Raw genomic sequence first — 21,012 nt, 5'->3', positions numbered from 1 at the left:
GGAATCGGGCTGCACACCCCGGCCTCGGTGCACTTCGGCACCGCAGCCGAGATCCGAGCCCAGCGGGCCGCGACCTTGGCAGCGGCCTACCAAGCCAGTCCGGGCCGGTTCCGCAGGCAGCCCACCCCGCCAGCGATCCCCGTCAAGGCGTGGATCAACGACCCAGACAAACGAGAGAAGCAGGCACAGAACATCTAGAGCGACTGTGTCTCATCGAGCTTGACAAGTTCCGCAGCCCAGTTTCCACCACAGTTGCCACGCTCCCCCTGAGGCAGCCAAGCACTTCGGGCACACCCGGCTACCGAAGAACTGAGCCCACTCACGGGTCTCCGCCTGGCGCACAGACTCCTTGTCGCCAATGCGGACGCCCGCCGGGTCCACAGCGGACCCACTGAACACCTCTAGATGCATAGCGCGCACGATCTCGGCGCCTATCCCGGTGGCGGCTCTGACCCCTTCGCACATCTCCGGGGTCGCGACGACGCCGTATGCCAGTGAGCGAACATCGCCAGACAGCCCTCGCACATCGAGCCCCAGCGACTCGACGAGTGTCCACGATGGGCATCCGTTCCGCACCGCCATCCGATCAACCCAAGAGGAGAACGACTCGTCGGGCTGCGGCTCAACCACCAACGCCAGGCGCCGAGGGAGGAACCCGACTCTCATCTTCGACTCCTCACTCTCAAGTCAACTCTCAAGATCCGCGCCGAACTCTCAAGTTCGACGGCGCCAGACAACCAGGTACGGCTCACGCGACTGTTGACATATCAAATGAACGTTCTTTTAATTAGCGCATGGGACGTATCGCGGGCGTCACCGCCACCGAGACCCGGGAGCGGCTGCTGCGCGCGGCGGCCGAGGTGTTCGCCCGGCGGGGTTACGACGGCACGCGCGTGGCCGACATCGCCACGGCCGCGGGGGTGAGCAACGGCGCCCTGTACGCCCACTTCGGCTCGAAGGCCGAGCTGCTGGTGGCCGCGCTGCGCGCGCACGGGCCGCAGCTGCTGGCCAAGCTGTTCGCCGCCGACCCGGACCGGTCGATCACGGAGCTGCTGGCCGTCGTCGGACGCGGGCTCCCGCGCCGGCGCGAGGCCCACGGCTACCTCATCGTCGAGGCGCTCGTGGCGGCGCGGCGCGACGAGGACGTCGCCCGGCCGATGCGCGACTACGTCGGCGAGCGCACCGACTGGCTCTCCGGGCTCGTCCGGGCCGCCCAGAACGACGACGAGCTGGACGGCACGCTGTCGCCGGACGCGCTGGCGCACTTCTGCCTGCTGCTCGCGATGGGCAGCGCGCTCATCACACCCGATCTGCACGCGGTCGACGACGAGGAGTGGGCCGCGCTGCTCACCCGTGTCGTCGCCGCCCTGGCCCCTGCCGGCAGCACGGAGGCCGACAGCACGGAGGGGAGCCCCACGGTGAAGGTAAGGATCGACTCCGAGCGGTGCCAGGGACACGGTCGCTGTTACGACCTCGCCCCGGGCCTGTTCGGTGAGGACGACGAGGGCTACGGGCGGGTCGTCGGCGACGGCGTCGTACCGCCGGACGAGGAGCAGGCGGCGCGCCTGGCCGTGGCGAACTGCCCGGAAAGAACGATCGAGATCCTCCAGGAGGCGCGACATGACCGTGGATGACCGCTTCGGCCAGCACGAGTTCCAGGAGAGGCTGCGAGAGCGCCCCGAGGGCGTGCGCAACGAGGTCGTCACCGGGCCGGTCTCCGACTGGGCGACCGACTTCTCCCACACCGAGCCGGAGTGGGCCGCCGACCCGTACCCGATCCAGGACGACCTGCGGCGGCGCTGTCCGATCGCGCACACCGACCGGTTCGGCGGCGCGTGGCTGCCGACCCGCTACGAGGACGTCTCGGCCATCGCCTACGACACCGAGCGCTTCTCCTCCCGGTCGATCATCGTGAGCAACTTCCGGCCGCCGCCCGAGGTGGCGCCGGTGGGCGGCACGCCGCCGATCTCCTCCGACCCGCCCTTCCACCACGACGCGCGCAAGCTGCTGCTGCCGATGTTCACCAAGACGACGGTCGCCAGGCAGGAGCCGGCGACGCGGGCGTTCTGCCACTCGCTCCTCGACGCGCTGGAGGGGCAGGACGTCATCGACGCCGCCCGCGACTACGCCCAGCACATCCCGACGCGCGTCATCGCCGACATGCTGGGCTTCCCGCCCGAGGACGGGCCGCGCTTCCGCGAGTTCGTCGAGAACGCGCTGGAGGGCGTCAACCTGCCGCCGGAGGAGCGCATCCCCCGGATGGAGATGCTGTTCGACTATCTGCTGGCGCAGATCCGCGACCACATCGACAACCCGCGGGACGACCTCACGAACTATCTCATCAACGCCGAGCTGTACGGCCAGAAGCTGGAGTCGCTCCACGTGGCGGGCACGATGGCGCTGCTGCTCATCGCCGGCATCGACACGACGTGGAGCGCGATCGGCGCCTCGCTGTGGCACCTGGCCAAGACGCCCGCCGACCGCGAGCGCCTGGTCGCCGAGCCCGCCCTGCTGCCGACCGCGATGGAGGAGTTCCTGCGGGCCTACGCGCCGGTCACGATGGCGCGGCTGGTCAAGGAGGACATGCACTGGCGCGGTGTCGACATGAAGGCCGACGACTGGATCCTGCTGTCGTTCCCGGCGGCCAACCGTGACGAGGCCCAGTTCGACCGGGCGGGCGAGGTCGTCATCGACCGGGAGGTCAACCGGCACGCCGCGTTCGGCCTGGGCATCCACCGCTGCGTGGGCTCGCACCTGGCCCGCATGGAGCTGCGGGTCGCCCTCGAGGTCTGGCTGGAGCGGATCCCTTCCTTCGGCCTCGACGACCCGGCGGCGGTGACCTGGGCGACGGGTCAGGTCCGCGGGCCGCGCACACTTCCGCTCCGTATCGGCTGACCGGCCCGCTCCGTATCAGCTGGCTGACCCGCCCGGTGTCGGCTGACCGGCCCGCTGCGTATCGGCTGACCGGCGGCCCCGGGGAGCGCTTCCCCCGGGGCGGCGCGCGGTGGTGAGGCGGGGCCGTGCTCAGCCGCCTACCGGGAGCGTCTCGGCCAGGCGGCGCCACTCGGCGCGCGGCAGGTCGTGGAAGGGGTCGTCGGTCACCACCTGGATCGCGAGGTGGTCGGCTCCCGCGGCCAGGAAGTCGGCGACCCTCTCGGCGACGGCGTCGGCGTCCCCGAGCGCGAACACCCCGTCCACCAGCCGGTCGCTGCCGCCGTCGCGGAAGTCGTCCTCGTCGAAACCCAGCCGGCGCAGGTTGTCGGTGTAGTTGGGCAGCTTCAGGTAGAGGCGGAGGTAGCCGCGCGCGGCGTCGCGGGCGCTCTCGAGGTCGGGATCGAGGACGACCTTCAGGTCGGGGGCGAGCACGGCGTCCTTCCCGAGGATCTCGCGGGCGCGGGCGGTGTGCTCGACGGTGACGAGATACGGGTGCGCGCCCGCGGACCTGTCCCCGGCCAGCTCCAGCATCCTGGGGCCGAGAGCGGCCAGGACGCGCGCCTCCTCGGGCACCGGATCGGCGGCGGAGTCCAGCGCGTCCAGATACTCCCGCATCGCGGAGTACGGGCGCGCGTACCGTTCCGCGAAGCCCTCGTGGCTCACGCCGAGCCCCAGGACGAAGCGCCCGGGATGCCTTCGTTCGACGGCGGTCCACTGGGCGGCCACCTCGGCGGCCTCGTGGTCCCAGATGCTGAGGATGCCGGTCGCCACGGTGATGCGAGGAGCCGCCTCGAGGGCCGGTACGGCGTAGTCGACGGCCGGGCTCCCGCCGATCCACAGGGTGCCGTACCCCAGCGCGTCCAGCTCGGCCACCGTGTCACCGAACTCGCCCACGTCGGCCCTGCCCTCGCGCAACGCGTTGCTCCAGGCCGAGCTCCAGATGCCGACCTTGCCCAACCGGCCGCGTCGCGGCATGACGACCTCCCTGAACGTAGGCGGACATGTCCGTTGTCCCGTGTCCCGCTCGCGGGATCGGGGCGTGCCACCGGCCATCCGCCCCGCCCTCCCGCCCTCCCCTTCGTCTCCACCGCGTCCCGTCGTCAAACCGGGCGCTCGCGCGCGCTTCCGGGCGCTGCCGGATTGTCCGGCCCGTCGTGAACATGTTGGCGAACGCCGTCGGCAGCCGGTGACGTGCCCGATCGGGACGGCCTCACGACCGGCACCACGGACGCGGGGGCGCGGTTCCCGGCCCTGATCTGGGCGTACGGCCCGTCGTCCGGGATATCCGTTCCGCGTGGCGCCGGGCGTTTCCGGCCGGAACCGGAGACGGCTGGATTAGGGTGGCGGTGTCCACGTCGCGCGACCAACCCGCGGCGCGGGACGACCTCCCCCCTCACGCTTCGTCAAGCTTCGAAGGCCGAGGTCGAGGAGAGATCACATGTCCCGCAACCACTTCGCGTCCACGGGGGGTGTCCTGGTGATCACCGCGCTCGCCCTGACCGCCCTCCCCGCCGCCGTCGCGCACCGGGCGGCGGACGCCGCCCCCGCCCCGGCACCTTCTCCCCTCTCCGCCGCCGTGTCCCGTCCGGCGGGCGCCGTGCCCACCCCGACGCCCCCGGCCCCGATCCCGGTCCCGACGGTCCTCACCCCCGTGGCCCCGCCCCGGACGGCGAGCACTCCCCCCATGCCGCCCCTGCCGCCGGGCTTCATCGAGGCGGTCCAGCGTGACCTCGGTCTCACCAGGAGCCAGGCCGAGACACGGATACGCAACGAGATCCGGCTGACAGCGGTCGAGACACGGCTGCGCGAGGAGCTCGGCGGCCGCTTCGGCGGGTCCTGGATCCTGGGAGCCACCGCGCACACCCTCGTGGTCGCCACCACCAGCGCCGCCGACATTCCGAGGATCGTCTCCGCGGGCGCCAGGGCCGAGGTCGTCCGCGCGTCGCTGGCGATGCTCAGGGCGATCAAGGTGAGACTCGACCAGATCCTGTCCACCCATCCGCTCGGAGGGGCCGTCCGCTACATCGACGTGCGGGCCAACAGGGTCGTCGTCCTGTCCAGGAACGCCCCCGCGACCCAGAACGTCGTCAGGTCCACCGGGGTGAACCCGGATCTGGTGGTCGTGCTGTACTCCAGGGAGACCCCGCATCCCGCGGCGTCCCCGTCGCGGCATCGAGGGGTCACGACACCCGCTCCGGGCCGGTAGTGGGACCGGCCCTGTTCCCGAGGCGGAGCCGGTCCGACAGCGAGGCGGGTCGCGGGTCCGGTGGTGGGGCGGGTCAGCCCGCGAAGAGGAGGAGCAGGCCCACCACCGTGTAGACCACCATCAGCACCAGGAGCGGGATCTGCCCGATGACGGCGGTCCGCCTCGGGAACAGGGCCAGCGCGCGGTCGTGGGCGAGCACGGTGCCGAGCACGTGGCCGACGACGATGACCGTCACCTGGAGCATGGCGATCCCGGCCGGGGAGGTGCCGATCGCCTGGACGGTCCAGTTCGCGGTACCCAGCCAGTTCGCGCCGGTGTCCAGCGGGTCGGAGAGCAGCGCGAGGGTCCGCTGCCCTTCGAGCAGCAGGAGCGTGTAGTAGTGGGCGACCACGTACCCGACGGCGATCGGGACCACCGCGTGGGCGAGCTCGCCCGCCGTCGTGCCCGGCTCCGCCGCGCCCCACCGGCCGGCCAGCGCGGTCGCGCCGCGGTAGGCCGCGAGCACCAGGCCGATGACGGTGAGCAGGCCCACCGTCCCCATGACCGGGGCCGGCACCGCGCTCTCCTGCACGAAGCGCACCCAGACGGGGGCGTTGGAGAGGCTGTCGTACATGGTGGAGCCCAGGAGCACCACCACCAGCACCGTCAGCCCCGGTACCGGCCGGAGCCCGGCCATCCCGTCGAGCGAGTTGCGCCAGGTCAGGACGCCGTCAGGGCCTCTGACCACCGGGGCGAGCCGGCCGACGAGGGTGCTGTAGACCTCGAACGCGTCCGCGTGGCCGAACCAGCGCGACCCGAAGAGCACCGCTCCGCCGAGCATGAACACGACGTACACCGCGAGCCAGGCCCCGATGACGGGCAGGGTGGCCCGCTCGGGGGCGACCAGTTCCAGCCAGACGAAGGCGAGGAGACCGCCCGCGGCGGGCCAGTAGCCGAGCCCTTCCGGCAGCGGGCGCAGCCCGGTGGCGGGGTCGCGGCCGAGCCCCTTGCAGGCCAGCAGGTGCAGCGTCCGCAGCGGGTTGAGCGCCGGCCACACCGGCCCGAACAGCAGCGAGAGCGGTACCAGCCCGACCCAGAACAGGACGTAGAACACCCCCGCCGTGGGGTTCTCGACCTTGTCCGGGCCGAAGAGCAGGCCCACGCAGAAGTACGCCGCGGCGACGAGCCCGGCGACGCGCCAGAACCACGGCCACGCCCGCGCGGAGACCGTCCTCTGGACGAGGCCGGCGAGCGGGCGGGGACGGCGGAGCTCGCCGCCCAGCCTCGGCTCGGTCCACAGGGCGCCCAGCGCCACGAACGACACCAGCAGGGCGAGGATCGCGCCGGTCAGCGCGGCCTCGAAGGGGATCGGCAGGTCCTGGCGACCACCGATGCCGTGAGCCAGGAGCATCACGCGGGCCTAGCGCACCACGAGCTGGCAGAGCTGCAGCTTCGACCCGTGGGTCTCGACCTCGAACAGGCCGTCCCGGTCGGCGACGAACTCGATCGTCGCGGGAACGCCCGGCTTCAGGTCCGCCGCCTTGTCGTAGCCGTGCACGTGCGCCTCGTCGGCCGCGTCACCGGTCACCGTGATCTTCACCGTCTGCCCCTTGGCCACCTCGACCCGTCCGGGCGGGGGCGTCACCTGCCGTCCGGCGATGGTGATCGCGATCTCCTTGACCGTCGAGGCGCCGGGGGCCGCGCTGGGCGAGCCGCAGGCCGTGGCCGTCAGCATGGCCATCAGCAGGGTCACGCCGAGCGTGAGCGCGGCGAGCAGCGGGCGGCGGCGGGCAAGGGGGGACGTCATGGCTGTTCTCCTGAGGGGTGGGGGGTCAGGCCGGAACGGAAGGCGGCGAGCCGGCATGGTGGCGAGGACGGCGAGTCGGTACGGGGACGGCTGATCGGTACGAGGGCGGCGAATCGGCGTAGGAGCGGCTGATCGGTGCGGGGGTGGGCTTGTCGGTGCGGTGAGGCGAATCGGTTCGGGGACGGCTGATCTATGCGGGGACGGCGAATCGGTGTAAGGGTGGCTGATCGGTAAGGGGGCGGCGGGGCACCGGCGCGGGGGCGGGAACCGGGGCGGTCAGCGTCGCTTGGCGGTCTTGACCGCCTTGGCGCCCCGCGGTTTGCGCGGCGCGGCCGCGGGCCGGCCCCGGGGCGCTCTCCCTGGCGGCCCGGTGGGACGCCGCCGGACCTCCGCGCCACCGGGCGAGGGCCGCCGTGCCGCCCGGACCACCATGAACCCCACCCCGACGACGAGGAGGGCGGGCAGCAGCCACACGGAGAGGTCGAAGCCCGAGCCGGCCTGGGGCGCGTTCGACGCCGCCGCCTGCGGGGTGGCCTGCGGGGTGACGGGCGCGGCCGGTCCGGCCGAGGGTGCCGCGGCACTGGGGTGCGCCGGGTTGAGCAGCGCGGGGTCGGGCTCGTTCGTGGGAGCCTTCCACCCCTTGGGCGGTCCCGACATCTTGCCCTTGTAGGTGAACTTGACCTCGCCGGTGACCTTCTCGCCGTCCGAGGCGACCGACATGTAGCGGGCGACGTACTGGCCCCGCTCCGGCCAGTACGCGACCGGGACCATCGCCGGGAACCCGGTGTGGTAGAGGCTAGGCTGCCAGGTGCCGTCCACGAGGTTGTACTCGGTGACCGGCTCGTCGAGGCGCTTGGGCTCCCCGTGCGACCACGGCTGGTCGACGCGGGCGCCGCTGGGGGTGGTGACGGTGAAGTACGCGTTCGGTGCGGGCTTCTCGGTGAAGTAGAGCGCGAGCGACTCCATCGGCTCGGTCACCGTGCTGTCCTTGGCCGGCGTCGAGACCGCGAGCTGGCCGTGCGCGGACGCGGGGGTCGCGAGGGCGGTCAGCGCGACGCCGGCGACGACGGCCAGCACGAGCAGCTGGCCCAACCAGCGCGCCATCGCCACCTCTGCTCTCCACTGGAAAGGCCCACCGGACCCGGAAACCGCGGGCGATTCCGACCGCTCATGGTCAATTCCCGTCGAGAGTAGCCGCTTTTGTCCCATATGAACAGAACTTTGGCTCGTATCCAACCAAAGAGCACCGGGGGTCGTGAGCCTCTCCACTCCCCTCTCCTCCCACGGCGCGCGCCGATGCCCCCTCACACCCGGCGGCCGGCTCTTGAGAGCGCTCTCAGGGTTTTTTGCGCGCGGGGTTGACCAAACTTAACCTTCGCGTAACAGTGAGACCAATCGGTCTTTACGCTGCAGCGACGTTCGGCCGTTCATCTCGTTCGCCCTGTGAGAGGTTCCGAATGAGCCACCCCCCGCAAAGAAAGCGCTCTCTCGGATGGATCTCGGTCATCGCCGCGGCCCTGGTGCCGACGCTGATCGCGATCGCCGCCCACGCCTCCGTACCGGCGACGCCCTCCGGGTGGTCCCTGGTCTGGAGCGACGACTTCAACGGGAGCGCCGGGTCGCTCCCCTCCTCCACCAACTGGATCGTCGACACCGGCCACGCCTACCCGGGCGGCCCCGCCAACTGGGGCACCGGTGAGGTCCAGCGCTACACCAACAGTTCCGCCAACCTGAGCCTCGACGGCGGCGGGAACCTGCGCATCACCCCGATCAAGAGCGGCAACGAATGGACGTCGGGCCGCGTCGAGACCCGCCGCTCGGACTTCAAGCCCGCCGCCGGGCGCGTCCTGCGCATCGAGAGCCGCCTGCAGATGCCCAACGTCACCGGCAGCGCGGCCCTGGGCTACTGGCCCGCCTTCTGGGCGCTGGGGGCGCCGTACCGCGGCAACTACTGGAACTGGCCCGGCATCGGCGAGTTCGACATCATGGAGAACGTCAACGGCATCAACTCCGTCTGGGGCGTGCTCCACTGCGGCGTGAACCCCGGCGGCCCCTGCAACGAGACCACCGGCCTGGGCGCGAGCAGGGCCTGCCCCGGCTCCTCCTGCCAGTCGGCGTTCCACACCTACCGCTTCGAGTGGGACCGCGCCGTCACCCCGAACCAGTTGCGATGGTACGTCGACGGGCAGCAGTTCCACAGCGTCAGCCAGTCGCAGTTCGACGCCGGGACCTGGAGCGCGATGACCGACCACCAGGGCTACTTCCTGCTGCTCAACGTGGCCATGGGCGGGGCGTTCCCCAACGCGCTCGCCGGGTCGACCCCGACCGCCGCCACGGTCTCGGGGCGCCCGATGCTCGTCGACTACGTGGCCGTCTGGCAGAGCGGCTCCGGACCGAACCCCAGCCCGACGGTCACACCCACCAACCCCGGCGGGGTGGACGCCCGCTCGACCATCCAGGCCGAGCGCTACCAGGCACAGTCGGGCACGTCGCTGGAGACCACCACCGACAGCGGCGGCGGGCAGAACGTCGCGCAGATCGGCAACGGTGACTGGCTGCGCTTCGACGGCGTGAACTTCGGCTCCACGGCGGCCACCCAGTTCAACGCCCGCGTCGCGTCCGGCGCGGGCGGCGGGGTCAGCGGGCTGGTCCAGGTGCGCCTCGGCAGCCCGACGGCCACCCCGATCGGCGACTTCGCCCTCGGCAACACGGGAGGCTGGCAGAGCTGGCGCACGGTCCCGGCCAACATCGGCGGGGTGACCGGGACCCACACGGTCTACATCACCTTCAGCAGCGGGCAACCCGCCGACTTCGTCAACCTCAACTGGTTCTCCTTCGGCAGCTGACCTCCGGGGGCGGATCCCGTCACGGCTTGCGCGTCCCGGGACGCGCAAGCCGTTCCGCTCAGGAGCGCGCCCGCCGCGCCCGCCGCGCTCACCGGCCCGCCGTCGCGGACCTCAGCCGTCGGCCCCAGTCGTGCCTCAGTCGTCGACCCAGCCGTGGGAGCGGGCGAAGGCCAGGAAACGGTTCCTGACCTGCCCGATCTGCGCGCCCGTCAGCGTGGGGGCGTGCTCGATGAGCAGCTCGGTCACCGCGCCGCTGAAGGACTTCGCCGACAACACGTCGCACACGCCGTCGTCGTCGCCCAGATGCTGCGAGGCGCCGCCGGTGACCGGGGGCGCCGCCGCCACGACCGGCCGCCGGGCGGGCGGCGGGTCCAGGAGGCTGACGGTCGAGACCTTCAGTCCGCGCTCGCCCTCCATGACCTCGTACTCCACCCGCAGGCCCGGCTGGACGACGTGCCGGCTCTCGCCGAAGTCGTTGGCGTGGAAGAACACATCCTCGCCCCCGCCCACGGCGGCGATGAAACCGTACCCGCGCACCTCGTCGAAACGAAGGATCGTACCTACTGCCACAACAACACCACCTACGCAGAGAATCGCACCGCTTCGCACTCACTTTCCGGAACTGCCCGGCCAGTGGATCCGGCCTGCCCGTCACGCCGGACGACCCGATGCTAGACCGGATGACACGCCGTGTCCGCATCGATTCCGTGACGCCCCCTCACGCCACCGCCTCACGCCGGCGAGGTGGGCGGGCACGCGCCGAAGTCCTCGCGGCACCCCGGCCCCCGCCCCTCCGGCGGAAGTGCCAGGCTTCGGGTGCGTAGCCGTGCCGACCGAGAAGAGGCAGCCGATGTCCCAGACGCCACCGACGCCACCGACCTATGACGACGTCCTGAGCGCCGCCGCCCACATCGCGCCGCAGGCCCACCGCACCCCCGTGCTGCGCTCACGCCGGATCAACGAGATCGTCGGCGCCGACGTGGTGTTCAAGTGTGAGAACTTCCAGCGGATGGGCGCCTTCAAGTTCCGCGGCGCCTTCAACGCGCTGTCGCGCTTCACCCCCGAGCAGCGGCGCGCGGGCGTGGTCACCTACTCCTCGGGCAACCACGCCCAGGCGATCGCCCTCGCCGCCCGGCTGCTCGACATCCCGGCCACGATCGTCATGCCGCACGACGCGCCGGCCTCGAAGGTGGCCGCCACCGAGGGGTACGGCGGCAAGATCGTCCGCTATGACCGCTACACCGAGGACCGGGAGGAGATCGGCCGCGCGCTCGCCGCCGACCACGGCCTCACGCTGGTCCCGCCCTACGACCACCCCCACGTGATCGCCGGTCAGGGCACCGCCGCCAAGGAGCTGTTCGAGGAGGTCGGCGACCTCGACGCGCTCTTCGTCCCCCTGGGCGGCGGCGGCCTGCTCTCCGGCACGGCGCTGTCGGCGCGGGCGCTGTCGCCCGGCTGCGCGCTGTACGGGGTCGAGCCGGAGGCGGGCGACGACGGGCGGCGGTCGCTGCGCGCGGGCTCCGTCGTCCACATCGACACGCCGAAGACCATCGCCGACGGCGCGCAGACCCAGCACCTCGGCGCCTACCCCTTCGAGATCATCCGCCGCGAGGTCGACGACGTCGTCACCGCCACCGACGCCGAACTCGTCGACGCCATGAGGCTCTTCGGGTCCGCCATGAAGATCGTCGTCGAGCCCACCGGCTGCCTCGGCCTGGCCGCCGTCCGCAACCTCGCCGCCGAGCTGGCCGGGAAGCGGGTCGGCGTGATCGTCAGCGGGGGCAACGTCGACCTGGAGCGCTACGCGTCACTGCTGGCCTCATGAGCTCCGTGAGCTCCGCCCGGCGGCGGATCCTCGCCTCCACGGTCCCGGCCGTACGGCGTGGTCAGCGGACGGGGCGGTCGGCGCGGTAGGCCGGGATCGTGACCATCGGGGGGCGTTCGGCGACGGCGACGTCGCGGACGCTCACCTGGTGGCCGTCGGCGCCCCGGCGGAACTGGGCCAGGCGGGGAGAGGGCCGGTGCAGGGAGACCATCAGGTTCTGGCGTTCCAGGCGCGACCAGGAGGTCTGCAGGATCTGGGCGGCCATTCCGCCGAGCGCCTCCGTCGACTGGTGGGAGTGCACCCGGCGGCCCAGGTCGACCTGGGCCAGGGCGTCGAGCCCGGCCAGGTCGAGCAGGTCGATCAGCAGGGCGAGCTCCACCCCGTAGCCGGTGACGAACGGGACGCTCTCCAGCACGGACCTGCGCCCGGCGTACTCCCCCGCGAGGGGTTGCACGAACCCGGCCAGCCGTGGCCAGTGCAGGTTGAGCAGGGGTCGCGCGACCAGCTCGGTGACCCGCCCGCCGCCGCTCTGCACGTTCTGCAGGGGCCGGTCGTAGCAGCCCTTGACGTAGACCACCGCCGGGTCGGCGAGCAGCGGGCCGAGCAGCCCGGTCACGAACGACGTGCGGAACTCGCGCAGGTCGGCGTCGACGAAGACCAGCAGGTCGCCGGAGGTCGCGGCGAGGGACTTCCACAGCGCCTCGCCCTTGCCGTCCAGCGGCTTGAGGTCGGGCAGGACCTCGTCCTGGGCGATCACCGTCGCCCCGGCCCGCGCGGCGCGCGCGGCGGTGTCGTCGACGGAGCGGGAGTCGATGACCACGAGCTCGTCGACGAGCGGCACGGCCCCCATGAGATCGCGGCGGATCGCGGCGACGATCTCCCCGACCGTCTCCTCCTCGTCGCGGGCGGGCAGCACGACGCTGACCGTCGTCCCCCCCTTGGCCGCCAGCAGCTCCGGCAGCGCCCAGTCGGCCGAGGATGAGGTGCGCCCGCGCAGCCACGCCTCGACCTCAGGCAGCACGATCCGTCCTTTCCATCACCTCTGCGGTTAGGGGTATCACCCTATGTGGCGCCGATTCCGCACACCTACCGGCTCCCGTCCCCACCGCGCAGGTGGGAAGATCAGTCCAGTCCGGAACAAGGGGGGACGGCATGAACCCGGTAGCCGTGATGCGGGCGGCGCGCGGCGTCCGCGACGAGCTCGACAGCTTGATGGGCGGCGCCTCCGGCGAGCTCCGCGACCGGCTGGACCCGCTGCTCGCCGAGGCGGGCAGCAGGCCTCCCGGCCAGCTGGCCGACGCGGTCATCATGCTCATCGCCGAGTACGGCCCCGCCTGGGAGCGGCTCACCACGCTGCTGAGCCTGGAGCGCGGCGTCACCGCCGAGCAGGTGATCCCCATGCTCTCGCGGGGAGCGGGCGCCGAACCCGGCGCGCACGGAGGCGGGAGCAGCCTCAGCCCCCCGTCGCCGGGCGGGGCGGGCCCCACGCCGCCCTCCTCCTGGGGCGCGGCGCCGCCGAACGGCACGGACCCCTCCGGCTGGGACCCGGCCGGCGGTCCGCCGACAGCCGCCCACACCCCGGAATGGACGCTCCACGGCGCGGAGGGGCGGGGGCATCCGGTCCCGGCCCCCGGGCGGGCCGGGCGCGACCGGGACGAGGAGCCCCGCGAAGGCGAGAGCGGCGACCGGTACGACGACCTGCCGTCCACCGGCGCCATGAGCGCCGACTGGCTGCGCCCCGACCAGGCGGCCTCCCCCGCCCCTGCCCCCGCGCCCGTCCCGTCTCCCCCGCCCTCGCCGTTCCCGTCGCCGTTCCCCGGTTCGTCGCCCTCCCAGGAGCCACAGGGACCACAGGGACCACAGGGACCACAGGGACCACAGGGACCACAGGGACCGCAGGCGCCCCAAGCCCCTCAAGAGGTACCGCCGCAGGCCCCGTCGACGCTGACCGAGCCGCCCGCCGGGGCGCCGGCCCCCACCGAGGGCCGGGGACCCTCGGTCCTCGACCGGCTGACCGGCGCCTTCCGCAGGCGGCGCAAGGAGACGCCCGCCGTGGCGCCGGGCCCCGACTGGAAGGGGATCCCGCTGATCGAGTCCCCCGCCGAGGCGGTCGCGGGCTGGGGGGCCGAGGTGGCGGTCGGCGTCGCCCCCGGCCAGGGGCAGGACGGCACCGCGAGGCCGCGCGAGCCGCTCGACCTGGACATCCAGATCGTCGCCGAGGGCTTCGACGCGCCCGGCGGGTGGCGGGTGCGGCTGCGCGCCGACGAGACGACCCCGTACCCACGCGCCCCGGTCAACCTGATCGCCCTCGCCCAGGAGGAGCCGGAGGTCTCCCGGCAGATCCAGGCGACCTACGCGGTGCGCGGCCAGGTGATCGGGTTCGGCCTGCGCGCGATCACGGTCCACGGCTCGCCGGGCAGCCTGAGCGGGCACGAGGCGCTGGAGCCGGTCTCGGGCACCCGCATCCGCCCGGCCCTGATGGGCGAGCCCGCGGACGTCACGGCGGTCATCGTCCACGGCGACAGGCCGGGACGGCTGTGGTGGACCTACCAGTCGCCGCACTTCGTCACCCCCGACCGCGCCGAGCTCTGCGACCTCGGCACGCGGGCCTCGGAGTTCGGCGGGCGGCTGACCGGGCGGGGCCGCCTGTCCGAGGAGCTGGGACGGGAGGTCGGCTCGCGGGTGCCGTGGGGCTTCTGGGAGCTGCTGAACGCGGTGGCAGGCCGGGTGGCGCCGCGCCGCCCGAGCGTGCTGATCCTCTCCCAGGAGCCGCACGTGCCCTGGGAGCTGGCCGTGCTGGAGCGGCCGTACGACCCCTCGCTCCCCGGTTACCTCAACTGCCAGACGGTGACCGGCCGCTGGCCCCTCGGCGGGCGGCGTCCCGAGCTGCCCCCTCCCCCGAGCGCCCGCGCCGACCGCGTCGCGGTGGTGTACGGCGAGGCGCAGGCGCACCCGCTGGTGACCGAGTACGGCGCCACGCAGGTCTCCCCCGCGCTCGGCGACGTCCTGGGCGTGCTCGGCCAGGGCCCCGAGGTCGTCCACTTCGCGGACGGCGGGGCGGCCTCCGAGGCGCTGGGCCACGACCTGACCGGGGCGCCGTTCGTCTTCCTGGAGGAGCCGGGCGACGTCCGGGCGTTCCTGCTCGCGGGCGCGAGCGGGGTCGTCGCCCCGCTCTGGGCCGCCGGTGGCGGCCTGGCCCAGGAGTTCTACCGGCGCTGCTTCGCCGGTGAGCCCCCGGCGGAGGTGCTGCGGTCCATGCGCGCGCAGGCCCCCGACGGCGCGGGCGCCTACCAGTTCCACGGCCACCCGTCCCTGACGCTGCGCCGCACGGCCCAGCCCGCGGGGTGACGCCGCGCTCAGCCCGCCGCGTGGCGCTCCAGGAAGGTGTAGACGTCGGCCTCGTCCACCCCGGGGAAGGACCCGGGCGGCAGCGCGGCCAGGATGTGGGAGTTGCCGCGCGCCGAGGGCCAGGCGTACCCCTCCCAGCGCTGGGTCAGCTCCGCGGGCGGGCGGCGGCAGCAGTCGCCGGTGGGGCAGCCGGACTTGGTGCGGGTGGTGGTCTCCCGGCCGCGGAACCAGCGCGACTCCCGGTAGGGGACGCCCAGGGTGATGGCGAAGTCGCGCTCGCGCGAGATGTCGACGTGGGCGAGGCAGAAGTAGGTGCCGGTGGGCGAGTCGGAGTACTGGTAGTGGACGGAGAAGCGGTCGGGTGACAGGAAGACCTGGCGCCCGGACCACTGCAGGCACATGCGCTGCCCCTCGATCGCGCCCTGCTCGTCGGCGGGGAAGACGATGCCGTCGTTCTCGTACGCCTTGTAGATGATCCCGTCGGCGTTGTTGCGGACGAAGTGGCAGACGAGGTCGAGGAAGTTGGTGGCCAGGTTGGTGAAGCGGTGCGCGGCCATCTCGTAGGAGACGGCGAAGACGTCGCGCAGGTCCTCCACGCTCAACGCCCGGTCCTTCTTGGCCTCCCGCAGGTACGGCACGGCGGCGGCCTCGGGCACCAGGACGGCGGCGGCGAAGTAGTTGGCCTCGGTCCGCTGGCGCAGGAAGTCGGCGAAGTCGCGGGGCCGGTGGTGGCCGAGGGAGAGGTGTCCGAGGGTCTGCAGCAGGATCGTGCGCGGGGTGTGCATGCCGACCTGCTCGTGCTTGACGTAGATGCGCCGGTTGCGCAGGTCGGAGATGGAGCGCACGGTGCGCGGCAGGTCCTGGACCGTCTGGACGGTGTAGCCGAAGTGGCTCACCAGCGCCTGGACCGTGCTCTGCGACAGCGCGCCCGAGCGGTAGCCGACCGCGGCGAGCGCCTCGGCGGCGGCCTGCTCGATCTCCGCGAAGTAGTTGCCCTGCTCGCGCTGCTTGCGGCGCAGCTCGGCGTTGGCGGCGCGGGCCTCCTCGGGGGTGGCCGTCCCCCTGGCCTGGCGTGAGCGCAGCTCCTCGTAGAGGCCGAGGATGTGTTCGAGCACGTCGTTGGGGACGCGCGCGGAGAGTTTCAGCCTGCTCAGGCCGAGCCCGGCGTACAGCGGGTCGCGCTGCGCCTCCTCCAGGGCCATCTCCAGCTGGGCCCGCCGGTTGGGGGCCTGCCTGCGCAGCAGCTCCTCGATCGGCACGTTGAGCGCGGCGGCCAGCGACTTCAGCAGCGACAGCTTCGGCTCGCGCTTGCCGTTCTCCAGCAGGGAGAGCTGGCTGGGCGCGCGGCTCACGCGTTCGCCCAGGTCGGAGAGGGTAAGGCCGCGCTGCTTGCGCAGGTGTCTCAGCCGCTGGCCGAACGCGATGAGATCGAGCTCCTGCGTCAAGGAAAGCGGTTCTTCACCCACCAAAGATGCCATGACCCGATGCTAAACGAAATTTCCGAGGAATTTTCATCTCTCCGCGACTCCTCGGGACGGATGTCGCCGCGTCCGCCCCGGCGGGCGTCCGACACCCCTGGAAGCACCCGTCACGCTCCCCGCCCGGAGCGGCTGCCGCACTCGCCGCCGGGAGCCCCCGTCGAGAGCGTCCGTTGGAAGCGCCCCTCGGGAGCACCCGTCGAGGACGCCCGTTGAAAGCACCCGTCGAGAGCGCCCGTCACGGCGCGCCCCCGACGGGACCCAGGGGCGCCCGCGCGGCGAAATCCCGTCCCACCCCCGATCCCGGCACAAGAATTGGTCTAGTCCATAGGGAAAACTATTAACTTCTTCCCATCCAAATACCGGCGGGTATTGATCTGAGAAGAATAATCTTCATTTTTTCGTCCAAGTCGACCTTGTTTGCCCGTTTCGTCGCGACAGACACTCGAGGTAGGCCACCCAGGGGACGAAAAGGAGTCGCATCATGAATGATCGCCTCAAGGGAGCCGCAGACGAGCTGCGGCGCGAGTGGGAGACCGACCCTCGCTGGAAGGGGACCGAGCGGACCTACACGGCGGAGGACGTGGTTCGACTCAGGGGTTCCGTCCAGGAGGAGCACACCCTCGCCCGGCTCGGCGCCGAGCGGCTGTGGGACCTGCTGAACACCGAGGACTACGTGCACGCCCTGGGCGCGCTGACCGGCAACCAGGCCGTGCAGCAGGTCAAGGCCGGGCTCAAGGCCATCTACCTGTCCGGCTGGCAGGTCGCCGCCGACGCCAACCTCGGCGGCCAGACCTACCCCGACCAGAGCCTCTACCCGGCCAACTCGGTCCCGGCCGTCGTGCGGCGCATCAACAACGCGCTGCTGCGCGCCGACCAGATCACCTGGTCGGAGGGCGACGGGGACGCGCCGCACTGGCTGGCGCCGATCGTGGCCGACGCCGAGGCCGGCTTCGGCGGCGTGCTGAACGCCTTCGAGCTGATGAAGGGCATGATCGCCGCGGGCGCCGCCGGGGTGCACTGGGAGGACCAGCTCGCCTCGGAGAAGAAGTGCGGCCACCTGGGCGGCAAGGTGCTCATCCCCACCGGCCAGCACGTCAAGACCCTCAGCGCCGCCCGCCTCGCGGCCGACGTGCTGGGCGTGCCGACCCTGGTCATCGCGCGGACCGACGCTCAGGCCGCGACCCTGCTGACCACCGACGTCGACCCCCGCGACCAGGCCTTCACCACCGGCGACCGTACCGCGGAGGGCTTCTACCGGGTCCGCAACGGCGTGGACGCCTGCATCGCCCGCGGCCTGGCCTACGCGCCCCACTCCGACCTGCTGTGGATGGAGACCTCCACCCCGGACCTGGACGTGGCCCGCGAGTTCGCCGAGGCCATCAAGGCCGAGTACCCCGACCAGATGCTGTCCTACAACTGCTCGCCCTCGTTCAACTGGAAGAAGCACCTGGACGACTCCACCATCGCCAAGTTCCAGCGCGAGCTCGGCCACATGGGCTACAAGTTCCAGTTCATCACGCTGGCGGGCTTCCACTCGCTGAACCACTCGATGTTCGACCTCGCCCGCGGCTACGCCGAGGACGGCATGACCTCCTACGTCCAGCTCCAGGAGGCCGAGTTCGCCTCGGAGGCGCGCGGCTACACCGCCACCCGCCACCAGCGCGAGGTCGGCACCGGATACTTCGACCTGGTCAGCACGGCCATCGCGCCGGACTCCTCCACCACGGCCCTGAAGGGTTCCACGGAGGAGCAGCAGTTCGCAGAGGCTCACTGACTCTCCGGACCGGGCTCGTCAGGACGGCTTCCAGGGCATGGGACGGTTCCCCGGACGAGCTCGAAGACCAGGTCGTCGAATGAAGGCCCCGTCGCACGGATTCCGCCGAGTCCGCGCGGCGGGGCCTCCCCGTCCCACGGCCGGTCGAGCCGCCGCGCCCCGCGCGGCGGCCAGGGCGGTCCCGGTGGTCCCGGTGGCCGCTCCCGCACCGCGATCCCCACGGCCCGCGTCCCCGGAAGCCTCGCCCCCGGGAACGCGGGCGGTGGACGGCGGGCGGCATCTCAGCGGCCGACGGCCTCGATGAGCTTGCGGCGCTGCTGGGTACCGAGGCCCCCCAGACGGCGCGCCTCGTCCACGTCGGCCTGCGCCATCAGCTGCGCGGCCTTGACGGTACCGACCCCGGGCAGGGCCCGCAGGGCCTGCGACACCTTGATGCGCTTGGCGATGTCGTCCTCACGGCCAAGCAGTTGCTCCAGGCTGAGCGCGCCGTTCTTGACCTCGGCGAGAAGCTTGGCGCGAGCTGTACGGGTCTCGGCGGCCTTGACCAGGGCGGCCTGACGCTGTTCGGGGGTGAGCTTGGGCAAAGCCATGGTGTTTTCTCCCTGATGACGGTAATTCCAGCGTCCTGCTACCCAAAGCCGCCAGGTTAATCATCAGAAGACACACATATAGATCCATAGACCCGATGCCGTGTATCACGATATGCCCGTTTGGTTACCCCGCCCTTACCCCGTTCTTCGTAGCCTCGGGCTCATGGGTATCTGGCGAAGCCCCCAGGGCATCGAGGTCGAGGCGATCGTGGTCCACGATGGCCCCTGTCTGCTGGTCACCCGTCGGATCGACGGGCAGCGGGTCCTGGTGGCGTACTGCATGAGCATCCGCGAGGTCGGCGAGCACGTCGACCTGGCGCAGTTGGTCCCGGCGTAGCGAGCCCCCACCTATACGAACGATCAATGTTGGATCACGGCCGAGTCTTGTTCGGTGCGTGTGTCAACTCCCGCGCCTCCTGAGGCGTCGAGTAGTCAGGGAGGCTCGATGGATGTTCTGATCGGTCTCATTGACGAGGACCTCCTCCTGGAGCTCGTCCTCGTCGAGGCACTGCACACGGAAGCGGAACGGCTGGCCGCCCAGCTTGACCGCTGACGAGGACGGGTGCCCGCCACCCGACACGGCGGGCACCCGCGCCCCCCCGCGCGCGAGCGGGGTTTCGTGCCCCGACGGCGCGGACCGACCCTGGCCGACCGCGCCCCCCGCGCCCCTCGCGCGCGAGCGGGGCCTCCCGGCCACGCGGGTGTCGCGAGTGGGGAACGGGGCTCGATTCACCGGGTGGTGATGGCGTTAACTGTCCCTATGAACAAGCGCGAGCTGATCGAGAAGGCCGCCGCCGAGGCCGGGCTCACCCGCAGGCAGACCGGCGCGGCCCTCGACGCGATCCTGGGGACGATCCAGACGGCCGTGGCGGCCGAGGACAAGGTGGCGATCCCCGGGTTCGGGTCCTTCGAGATGGTGCACAAGGCCGCACGAACCGGCCGCAACCCGCAGACCGGGGAACCGCTGGAGATCGCGGAGACCTGGACCGCGAGGTTCAAGCCCAGCCCGGGGTTCATGGGCCTGATCCGCCAGCGCAAGAAGGACTGACCGGCCGCCCGGACGAAGAACGGCGACGGCCCCCGGGGAAGTATCCATTCCCCGAGGGCCTGGTGTGCCGCCATGTCGCGGCTCCGGCACGTTTAAGGATCCGGGTCACTCATGATGAGGTCGCACTCTGCCGTTAAGTTATAGGCGCATGTGGAGCACCCAGCGGGATTCGAACCCGCACTCGACCATCGTCGCCCGTATCCGTTCGATCCGGCGCCCGGCGGCGAATGCTGAATCTGGAGCGAGAGCCTGAGCTTGAGCGGCTGCCTCTGCCTGTTGGGCTACCCCGGCAGGTGGTGCCGGGGGAGGGACTCGAACCCCCACTGTGGCCACGTGTCAGTCTGACGGTTCAGTTTCAGCTTCCGCGCTTTCGCGCATCCCCGCGCTCCCACGGGGAGTCCTTGGATCTTACCCGAGCAGGTAGCCCAGCACCTTCTCACCGACGCGCTGGTAGGTGATCTCGGTGCCGTTGGCCTCCTCGCGGGCGAACTTCACCGCGTTCTGCAACCTGCCCACCCGCTCCAGGAGCTCGTTGACCCGCTTCTGCGGCACGGCCCCGGAGAAGGTGACCTTGGTCCAGAAGCCGACCACGACGTCCTCGTGGTAGACCTCGACCTGCGCGGGGTGCTTCTCGGTGGCCTCGGCCTTGACGTGGTTGCGGGGCACCTTCTTGGTACGGGTCGTCTTGACCGGCTCGGTCCGCCAGCAGTCGGTCGACTGGTCCAGCGTCCAGGTCTCGGCGGCGTCCAGGACGGGCAGCTTGGAGACGAAGGTGTGCAGGTCGACCAGCTGCTTCTCCAGGAACAGCAGATAGGTGACGGGCACGTCCTCCAGGAGGGTGGAGCCGTCGACCTTCACGTCGGCCCGCGCGGAGCAGTTGGCCCAGTCCTTGGTGGCGGTGACGTCGAACAGCCTGGTGAGCGCGGCGCCGACCTGCTTGAGCAGCTCCTCACCCTGCACCTGCACCCGGGTCGACTCCGGGGGCAGCCGCTCGCCCTCGTCGTCGACGGGCTGGTAGGTCCGCGAGAGGCCCGACAGCAGGGCGTTCTTCTGGATCGTGTGGTAAGCGTCGGTCACCTTGCGCTGGGTGTCGGACTTGACGCCCTTCTCCACGGCGAGGATCTGGTTCAACTTGGTCGCCATGCGTGACACCGTACCGGGAAGATCACCCGCA

At 71.7% G+C, this 21,012-nt stretch carries 19 protein-coding genes, 1 tRNA gene and 1 pseudogene; 10 read left to right on the top strand and 11 right to left on the bottom strand.

The window, feature by feature from the left end:
* Positions 1 to 198, top strand: a pseudogene (locus ACFYWM_RS04175) (IS3 family transposase); the annotation flags it as partial.
* Between the two features lie 12 nt (positions 199 to 210).
* On the opposite strand, the gene ACFYWM_RS04170 reads toward ACFYWM_RS04175, so the two are convergent.
* A complete protein-coding gene (locus tag ACFYWM_RS04170; protein WP_389908252.1) occupies positions 211 to 666 on the bottom strand; it encodes a TniQ family protein in 456 nt (151 codons plus the stop codon).
* Between the two features lie 128 nt (positions 667 to 794).
* Here ACFYWM_RS04170 and ACFYWM_RS04165 point away from each other — a divergent pair, with 128 nt between their 5' ends.
* Positions 795 to 1,634: a TetR family transcriptional regulator gene (locus tag ACFYWM_RS04165; protein ID WP_389908250.1), complete on the top strand. Its 840-nt coding sequence runs from the start codon at positions 795 to 797 to the stop codon at positions 1,632 to 1,634.
* Positions 1,621 to 2,895 (top strand): cytochrome P450, encoded by a 1,275-nt coding sequence (locus ACFYWM_RS04160; RefSeq protein WP_389908248.1) that lies wholly within the window; start codon positions 1,621 to 1,623, stop codon positions 2,893 to 2,895. Before ACFYWM_RS04165 ends, ACFYWM_RS04160 begins: the two co-directional genes overlap by 14 nt.
* Positions 2,896 to 3,024: 129 nt before the next feature.
* On the opposite strand, the gene ACFYWM_RS04155 is transcribed toward ACFYWM_RS04160, so the two are convergent.
* Positions 3,025 to 3,909, bottom strand: a complete 885-nt coding sequence (locus ACFYWM_RS04155; RefSeq protein WP_389908246.1) for an LLM class F420-dependent oxidoreductase — start codon at positions 3,907 to 3,909, stop codon at positions 3,025 to 3,027.
* 463 nt (positions 3,910 to 4,372) lie between these two features.
* On the opposite strand from ACFYWM_RS04155, the gene ACFYWM_RS04150 reads away from it, so the two are divergent.
* Positions 4,373 to 5,140 (top strand): S1 family peptidase, encoded by a 768-nt coding sequence (locus ACFYWM_RS04150; RefSeq protein ID WP_389908244.1) that lies wholly within the window; start codon positions 4,373 to 4,375, stop codon positions 5,138 to 5,140.
* 73 nt (positions 5,141 to 5,213) lie between these two features.
* Here the strand turns inward: ACFYWM_RS04150 and ACFYWM_RS04145 are convergent, their stop codons facing one another.
* From ACFYWM_RS04145 to ACFYWM_RS04135, 3 genes are all read right to left on the bottom strand, one after another.
* The gene (locus ACFYWM_RS04145) at positions 5,214 to 6,530 is read right to left on the bottom strand and encodes a hypothetical protein (RefSeq protein WP_389908242.1); all 1,317 of its coding nucleotides are present in this window, start codon (positions 6,528 to 6,530) and stop codon (positions 5,214 to 5,216) included.
* Between the two features lie 9 nt (positions 6,531 to 6,539).
* Entirely contained in the window at positions 6,540 to 6,926 is a 387-nt protein-coding gene (locus ACFYWM_RS04140) for a hypothetical protein (RefSeq protein ID WP_389908240.1), read from the bottom strand.
* Between the two features lie 276 nt (positions 6,927 to 7,202).
* Positions 7,203 to 8,030: a copper resistance protein CopC gene (locus ACFYWM_RS04135; RefSeq protein ID WP_389908238.1), complete on the bottom strand. Its 828-nt coding sequence runs from the start codon at positions 8,028 to 8,030 to the stop codon at positions 7,203 to 7,205.
* A gap of 353 nt (positions 8,031 to 8,383) precedes the next feature.
* Here ACFYWM_RS04135 and ACFYWM_RS04130 point away from each other — a divergent pair, with 353 nt between their 5' ends.
* Positions 8,384 to 9,772, top strand: coding sequence for a glycoside hydrolase family 16 protein (locus tag ACFYWM_RS04130; RefSeq protein WP_389908236.1), 1,389 nt, complete (start codon positions 8,384 to 8,386; stop codon positions 9,770 to 9,772).
* Between the two features lie 135 nt (positions 9,773 to 9,907).
* Here ACFYWM_RS04130 and ACFYWM_RS04125 read toward each other — a convergent pair whose 3' ends face one another.
* Positions 9,908 to 10,342, bottom strand: a complete 435-nt coding sequence (locus tag ACFYWM_RS04125; RefSeq protein WP_389908234.1) for a cold-shock protein — start codon at positions 10,340 to 10,342, stop codon at positions 9,908 to 9,910.
* A gap of 280 nt (positions 10,343 to 10,622) precedes the next feature.
* Between ACFYWM_RS04125 and ACFYWM_RS04120 the strand changes: the two genes are divergently transcribed.
* Complete coding sequence (locus ACFYWM_RS04120; RefSeq protein ID WP_389908230.1) at positions 10,623 to 11,597, top strand: threo-3-hydroxy-L-aspartate ammonia-lyase; 975 nt, start codon at positions 10,623 to 10,625, stop codon at positions 11,595 to 11,597.
* 61 nt (positions 11,598 to 11,658) lie between these two features.
* Here ACFYWM_RS04120 and ACFYWM_RS04115 read toward each other — a convergent pair whose 3' ends face one another.
* Positions 11,659 to 12,618 carry a glucosyl-3-phosphoglycerate synthase gene (locus tag ACFYWM_RS04115; protein WP_389908228.1) on the bottom strand — a complete coding sequence of 320 codons (960 nt, stop codon included), beginning with the start codon at positions 12,616 to 12,618 and terminating at the stop codon, positions 11,659 to 11,661.
* 131 nt (positions 12,619 to 12,749) lie between these two features.
* On the opposite strand from ACFYWM_RS04115, the gene ACFYWM_RS04110 reads away from it, so the two are divergent.
* A complete protein-coding gene (locus ACFYWM_RS04110; protein ID WP_389908226.1) occupies positions 12,750 to 14,945 on the top strand; it encodes a hypothetical protein in 2,196 nt (731 codons plus the stop codon).
* An 8-nt stretch (positions 14,946 to 14,953) separates the two neighbouring features.
* Here the strand turns inward: ACFYWM_RS04110 and ACFYWM_RS04105 are convergent, their stop codons facing one another.
* Entirely contained in the window at positions 14,954 to 16,423 is a 1,470-nt protein-coding gene (locus ACFYWM_RS04105) for a helix-turn-helix domain-containing protein (protein ID WP_389908224.1), read from the bottom strand.
* Between the two features lie 484 nt (positions 16,424 to 16,907).
* On the opposite strand from ACFYWM_RS04105, the gene aceA reads away from it, so the two are divergent.
* On the top strand, positions 16,908 to 18,200 hold the full coding sequence (gene aceA, locus ACFYWM_RS04100) for an isocitrate lyase (RefSeq protein WP_389908222.1): 1,293 nt from the start codon (positions 16,908 to 16,910) through the stop codon (positions 18,198 to 18,200).
* A 281-nt stretch (positions 18,201 to 18,481) separates the two neighbouring features.
* On the opposite strand, the gene mihF is transcribed toward aceA, so the two are convergent.
* Positions 18,482 to 18,790 (bottom strand): integration host factor, actinobacterial type, encoded by a 309-nt coding sequence (gene mihF / locus ACFYWM_RS04095; RefSeq protein WP_344750230.1) that lies wholly within the window; start codon positions 18,788 to 18,790, stop codon positions 18,482 to 18,484.
* Between the two features lie 163 nt (positions 18,791 to 18,953).
* Between mihF and ACFYWM_RS04090 the strand changes: the two genes are divergently transcribed.
* Together ACFYWM_RS04090 and ACFYWM_RS04085 are read left to right on the top strand one after the other, a co-directional pair.
* Positions 18,954 to 19,127 (top strand): hypothetical protein, encoded by a 174-nt coding sequence (locus ACFYWM_RS04090; protein ID WP_389908220.1) that lies wholly within the window; start codon positions 18,954 to 18,956, stop codon positions 19,125 to 19,127.
* 423 nt (positions 19,128 to 19,550) lie between these two features.
* Complete coding sequence (locus tag ACFYWM_RS04085) at positions 19,551 to 19,838, top strand: HU family DNA-binding protein (protein WP_389908218.1); 288 nt, start codon at positions 19,551 to 19,553, stop codon at positions 19,836 to 19,838.
* A 151-nt stretch (positions 19,839 to 19,989) separates the two neighbouring features.
* Here ACFYWM_RS04085 and ACFYWM_RS04080 read toward each other — a convergent pair.
* Positions 19,990 to 20,123: transfer RNA gene (locus ACFYWM_RS04080), tRNA-OTHER, on the bottom strand.
* A gap of 123 nt (positions 20,124 to 20,246) precedes the next feature.
* Positions 20,247 to 20,981 carry a hypothetical protein gene (locus tag ACFYWM_RS04075; protein WP_389908216.1) on the bottom strand — a complete coding sequence of 245 codons (735 nt, stop codon included), beginning with the start codon at positions 20,979 to 20,981 and terminating at the stop codon, positions 20,247 to 20,249.
* Positions 20,982 to 21,012: the final 31 nt, after the last annotated feature.

Origin of the sequence: Streptosporangium sp. NPDC002721, from assembly GCF_042888905.1 — a bacterium.
In the GTDB taxonomy this organism is placed as follows: Bacteria; Actinomycetota; Actinomycetes; order Streptosporangiales; family Streptosporangiaceae; genus Streptosporangium.
This window is presented reverse-complemented; position numbering and strand designations above follow the sequence as displayed.

Coding starts and splice junctions, on each gene's coding strand:
- ACFYWM_RS04130 (WP_389908236.1), top strand. CDS start 8,384: ATGAGCCACCCCCCGCAAAGAAAGCGCTCTCTCGGATGGATCTCGGTC.
- ACFYWM_RS04090 (WP_389908220.1), top strand. CDS start 18,954: ATGGGTATCTGGCGAAGCCCCCAGGGCATCGAGGTCGAGGCGATCGTG.
- ACFYWM_RS04120 (WP_389908230.1), top strand. CDS start 10,623: ATGTCCCAGACGCCACCGACGCCACCGACCTATGACGACGTCCTGAGC.
- ACFYWM_RS04105 (WP_389908224.1), bottom strand. CDS start 16,423: ATGGCATCTTTGGTGGGTGAAGAACCGCTTTCCTTGACGCAGGAGCTC.
- ACFYWM_RS04110 (WP_389908226.1), top strand. CDS start 12,750: ATGAACCCGGTAGCCGTGATGCGGGCGGCGCGCGGCGTCCGCGACGAG.
- aceA (WP_389908222.1), top strand. CDS start 16,908: ATGAATGATCGCCTCAAGGGAGCCGCAGACGAGCTGCGGCGCGAGTGG.
- ACFYWM_RS04075 (WP_389908216.1), bottom strand. CDS start 20,981: ATGGCGACCAAGTTGAACCAGATCCTCGCCGTGGAGAAGGGCGTCAAG.
- ACFYWM_RS04160 (WP_389908248.1), top strand. CDS start 1,621: ATGACCGTGGATGACCGCTTCGGCCAGCACGAGTTCCAGGAGAGGCTG.
- ACFYWM_RS04140 (WP_389908240.1), bottom strand. CDS start 6,926: ATGACGTCCCCCCTTGCCCGCCGCCGCCCGCTGCTCGCCGCGCTCACG.
- ACFYWM_RS04085 (WP_389908218.1), top strand. CDS start 19,551: ATGAACAAGCGCGAGCTGATCGAGAAGGCCGCCGCCGAGGCCGGGCTC.
- mihF (WP_344750230.1), bottom strand. CDS start 18,790: ATGGCTTTGCCCAAGCTCACCCCCGAACAGCGTCAGGCCGCCCTGGTC.
- ACFYWM_RS04165 (WP_389908250.1), top strand. CDS start 795: ATGGGACGTATCGCGGGCGTCACCGCCACCGAGACCCGGGAGCGGCTG.
- ACFYWM_RS04145 (WP_389908242.1), bottom strand. CDS start 6,530: ATGCTCCTGGCTCACGGCATCGGTGGTCGCCAGGACCTGCCGATCCCC.
- ACFYWM_RS04170 (WP_389908252.1), bottom strand. CDS start 666: ATGAGAGTCGGGTTCCTCCCTCGGCGCCTGGCGTTGGTGGTTGAGCCG.
- ACFYWM_RS04135 (WP_389908238.1), bottom strand. CDS start 8,030: ATGGCGCGCTGGTTGGGCCAGCTGCTCGTGCTGGCCGTCGTCGCCGGC.
- ACFYWM_RS04155 (WP_389908246.1), bottom strand. CDS start 3,909: ATGCCGCGACGCGGCCGGTTGGGCAAGGTCGGCATCTGGAGCTCGGCC.
- ACFYWM_RS04150 (WP_389908244.1), top strand. CDS start 4,373: ATGTCCCGCAACCACTTCGCGTCCACGGGGGGTGTCCTGGTGATCACC.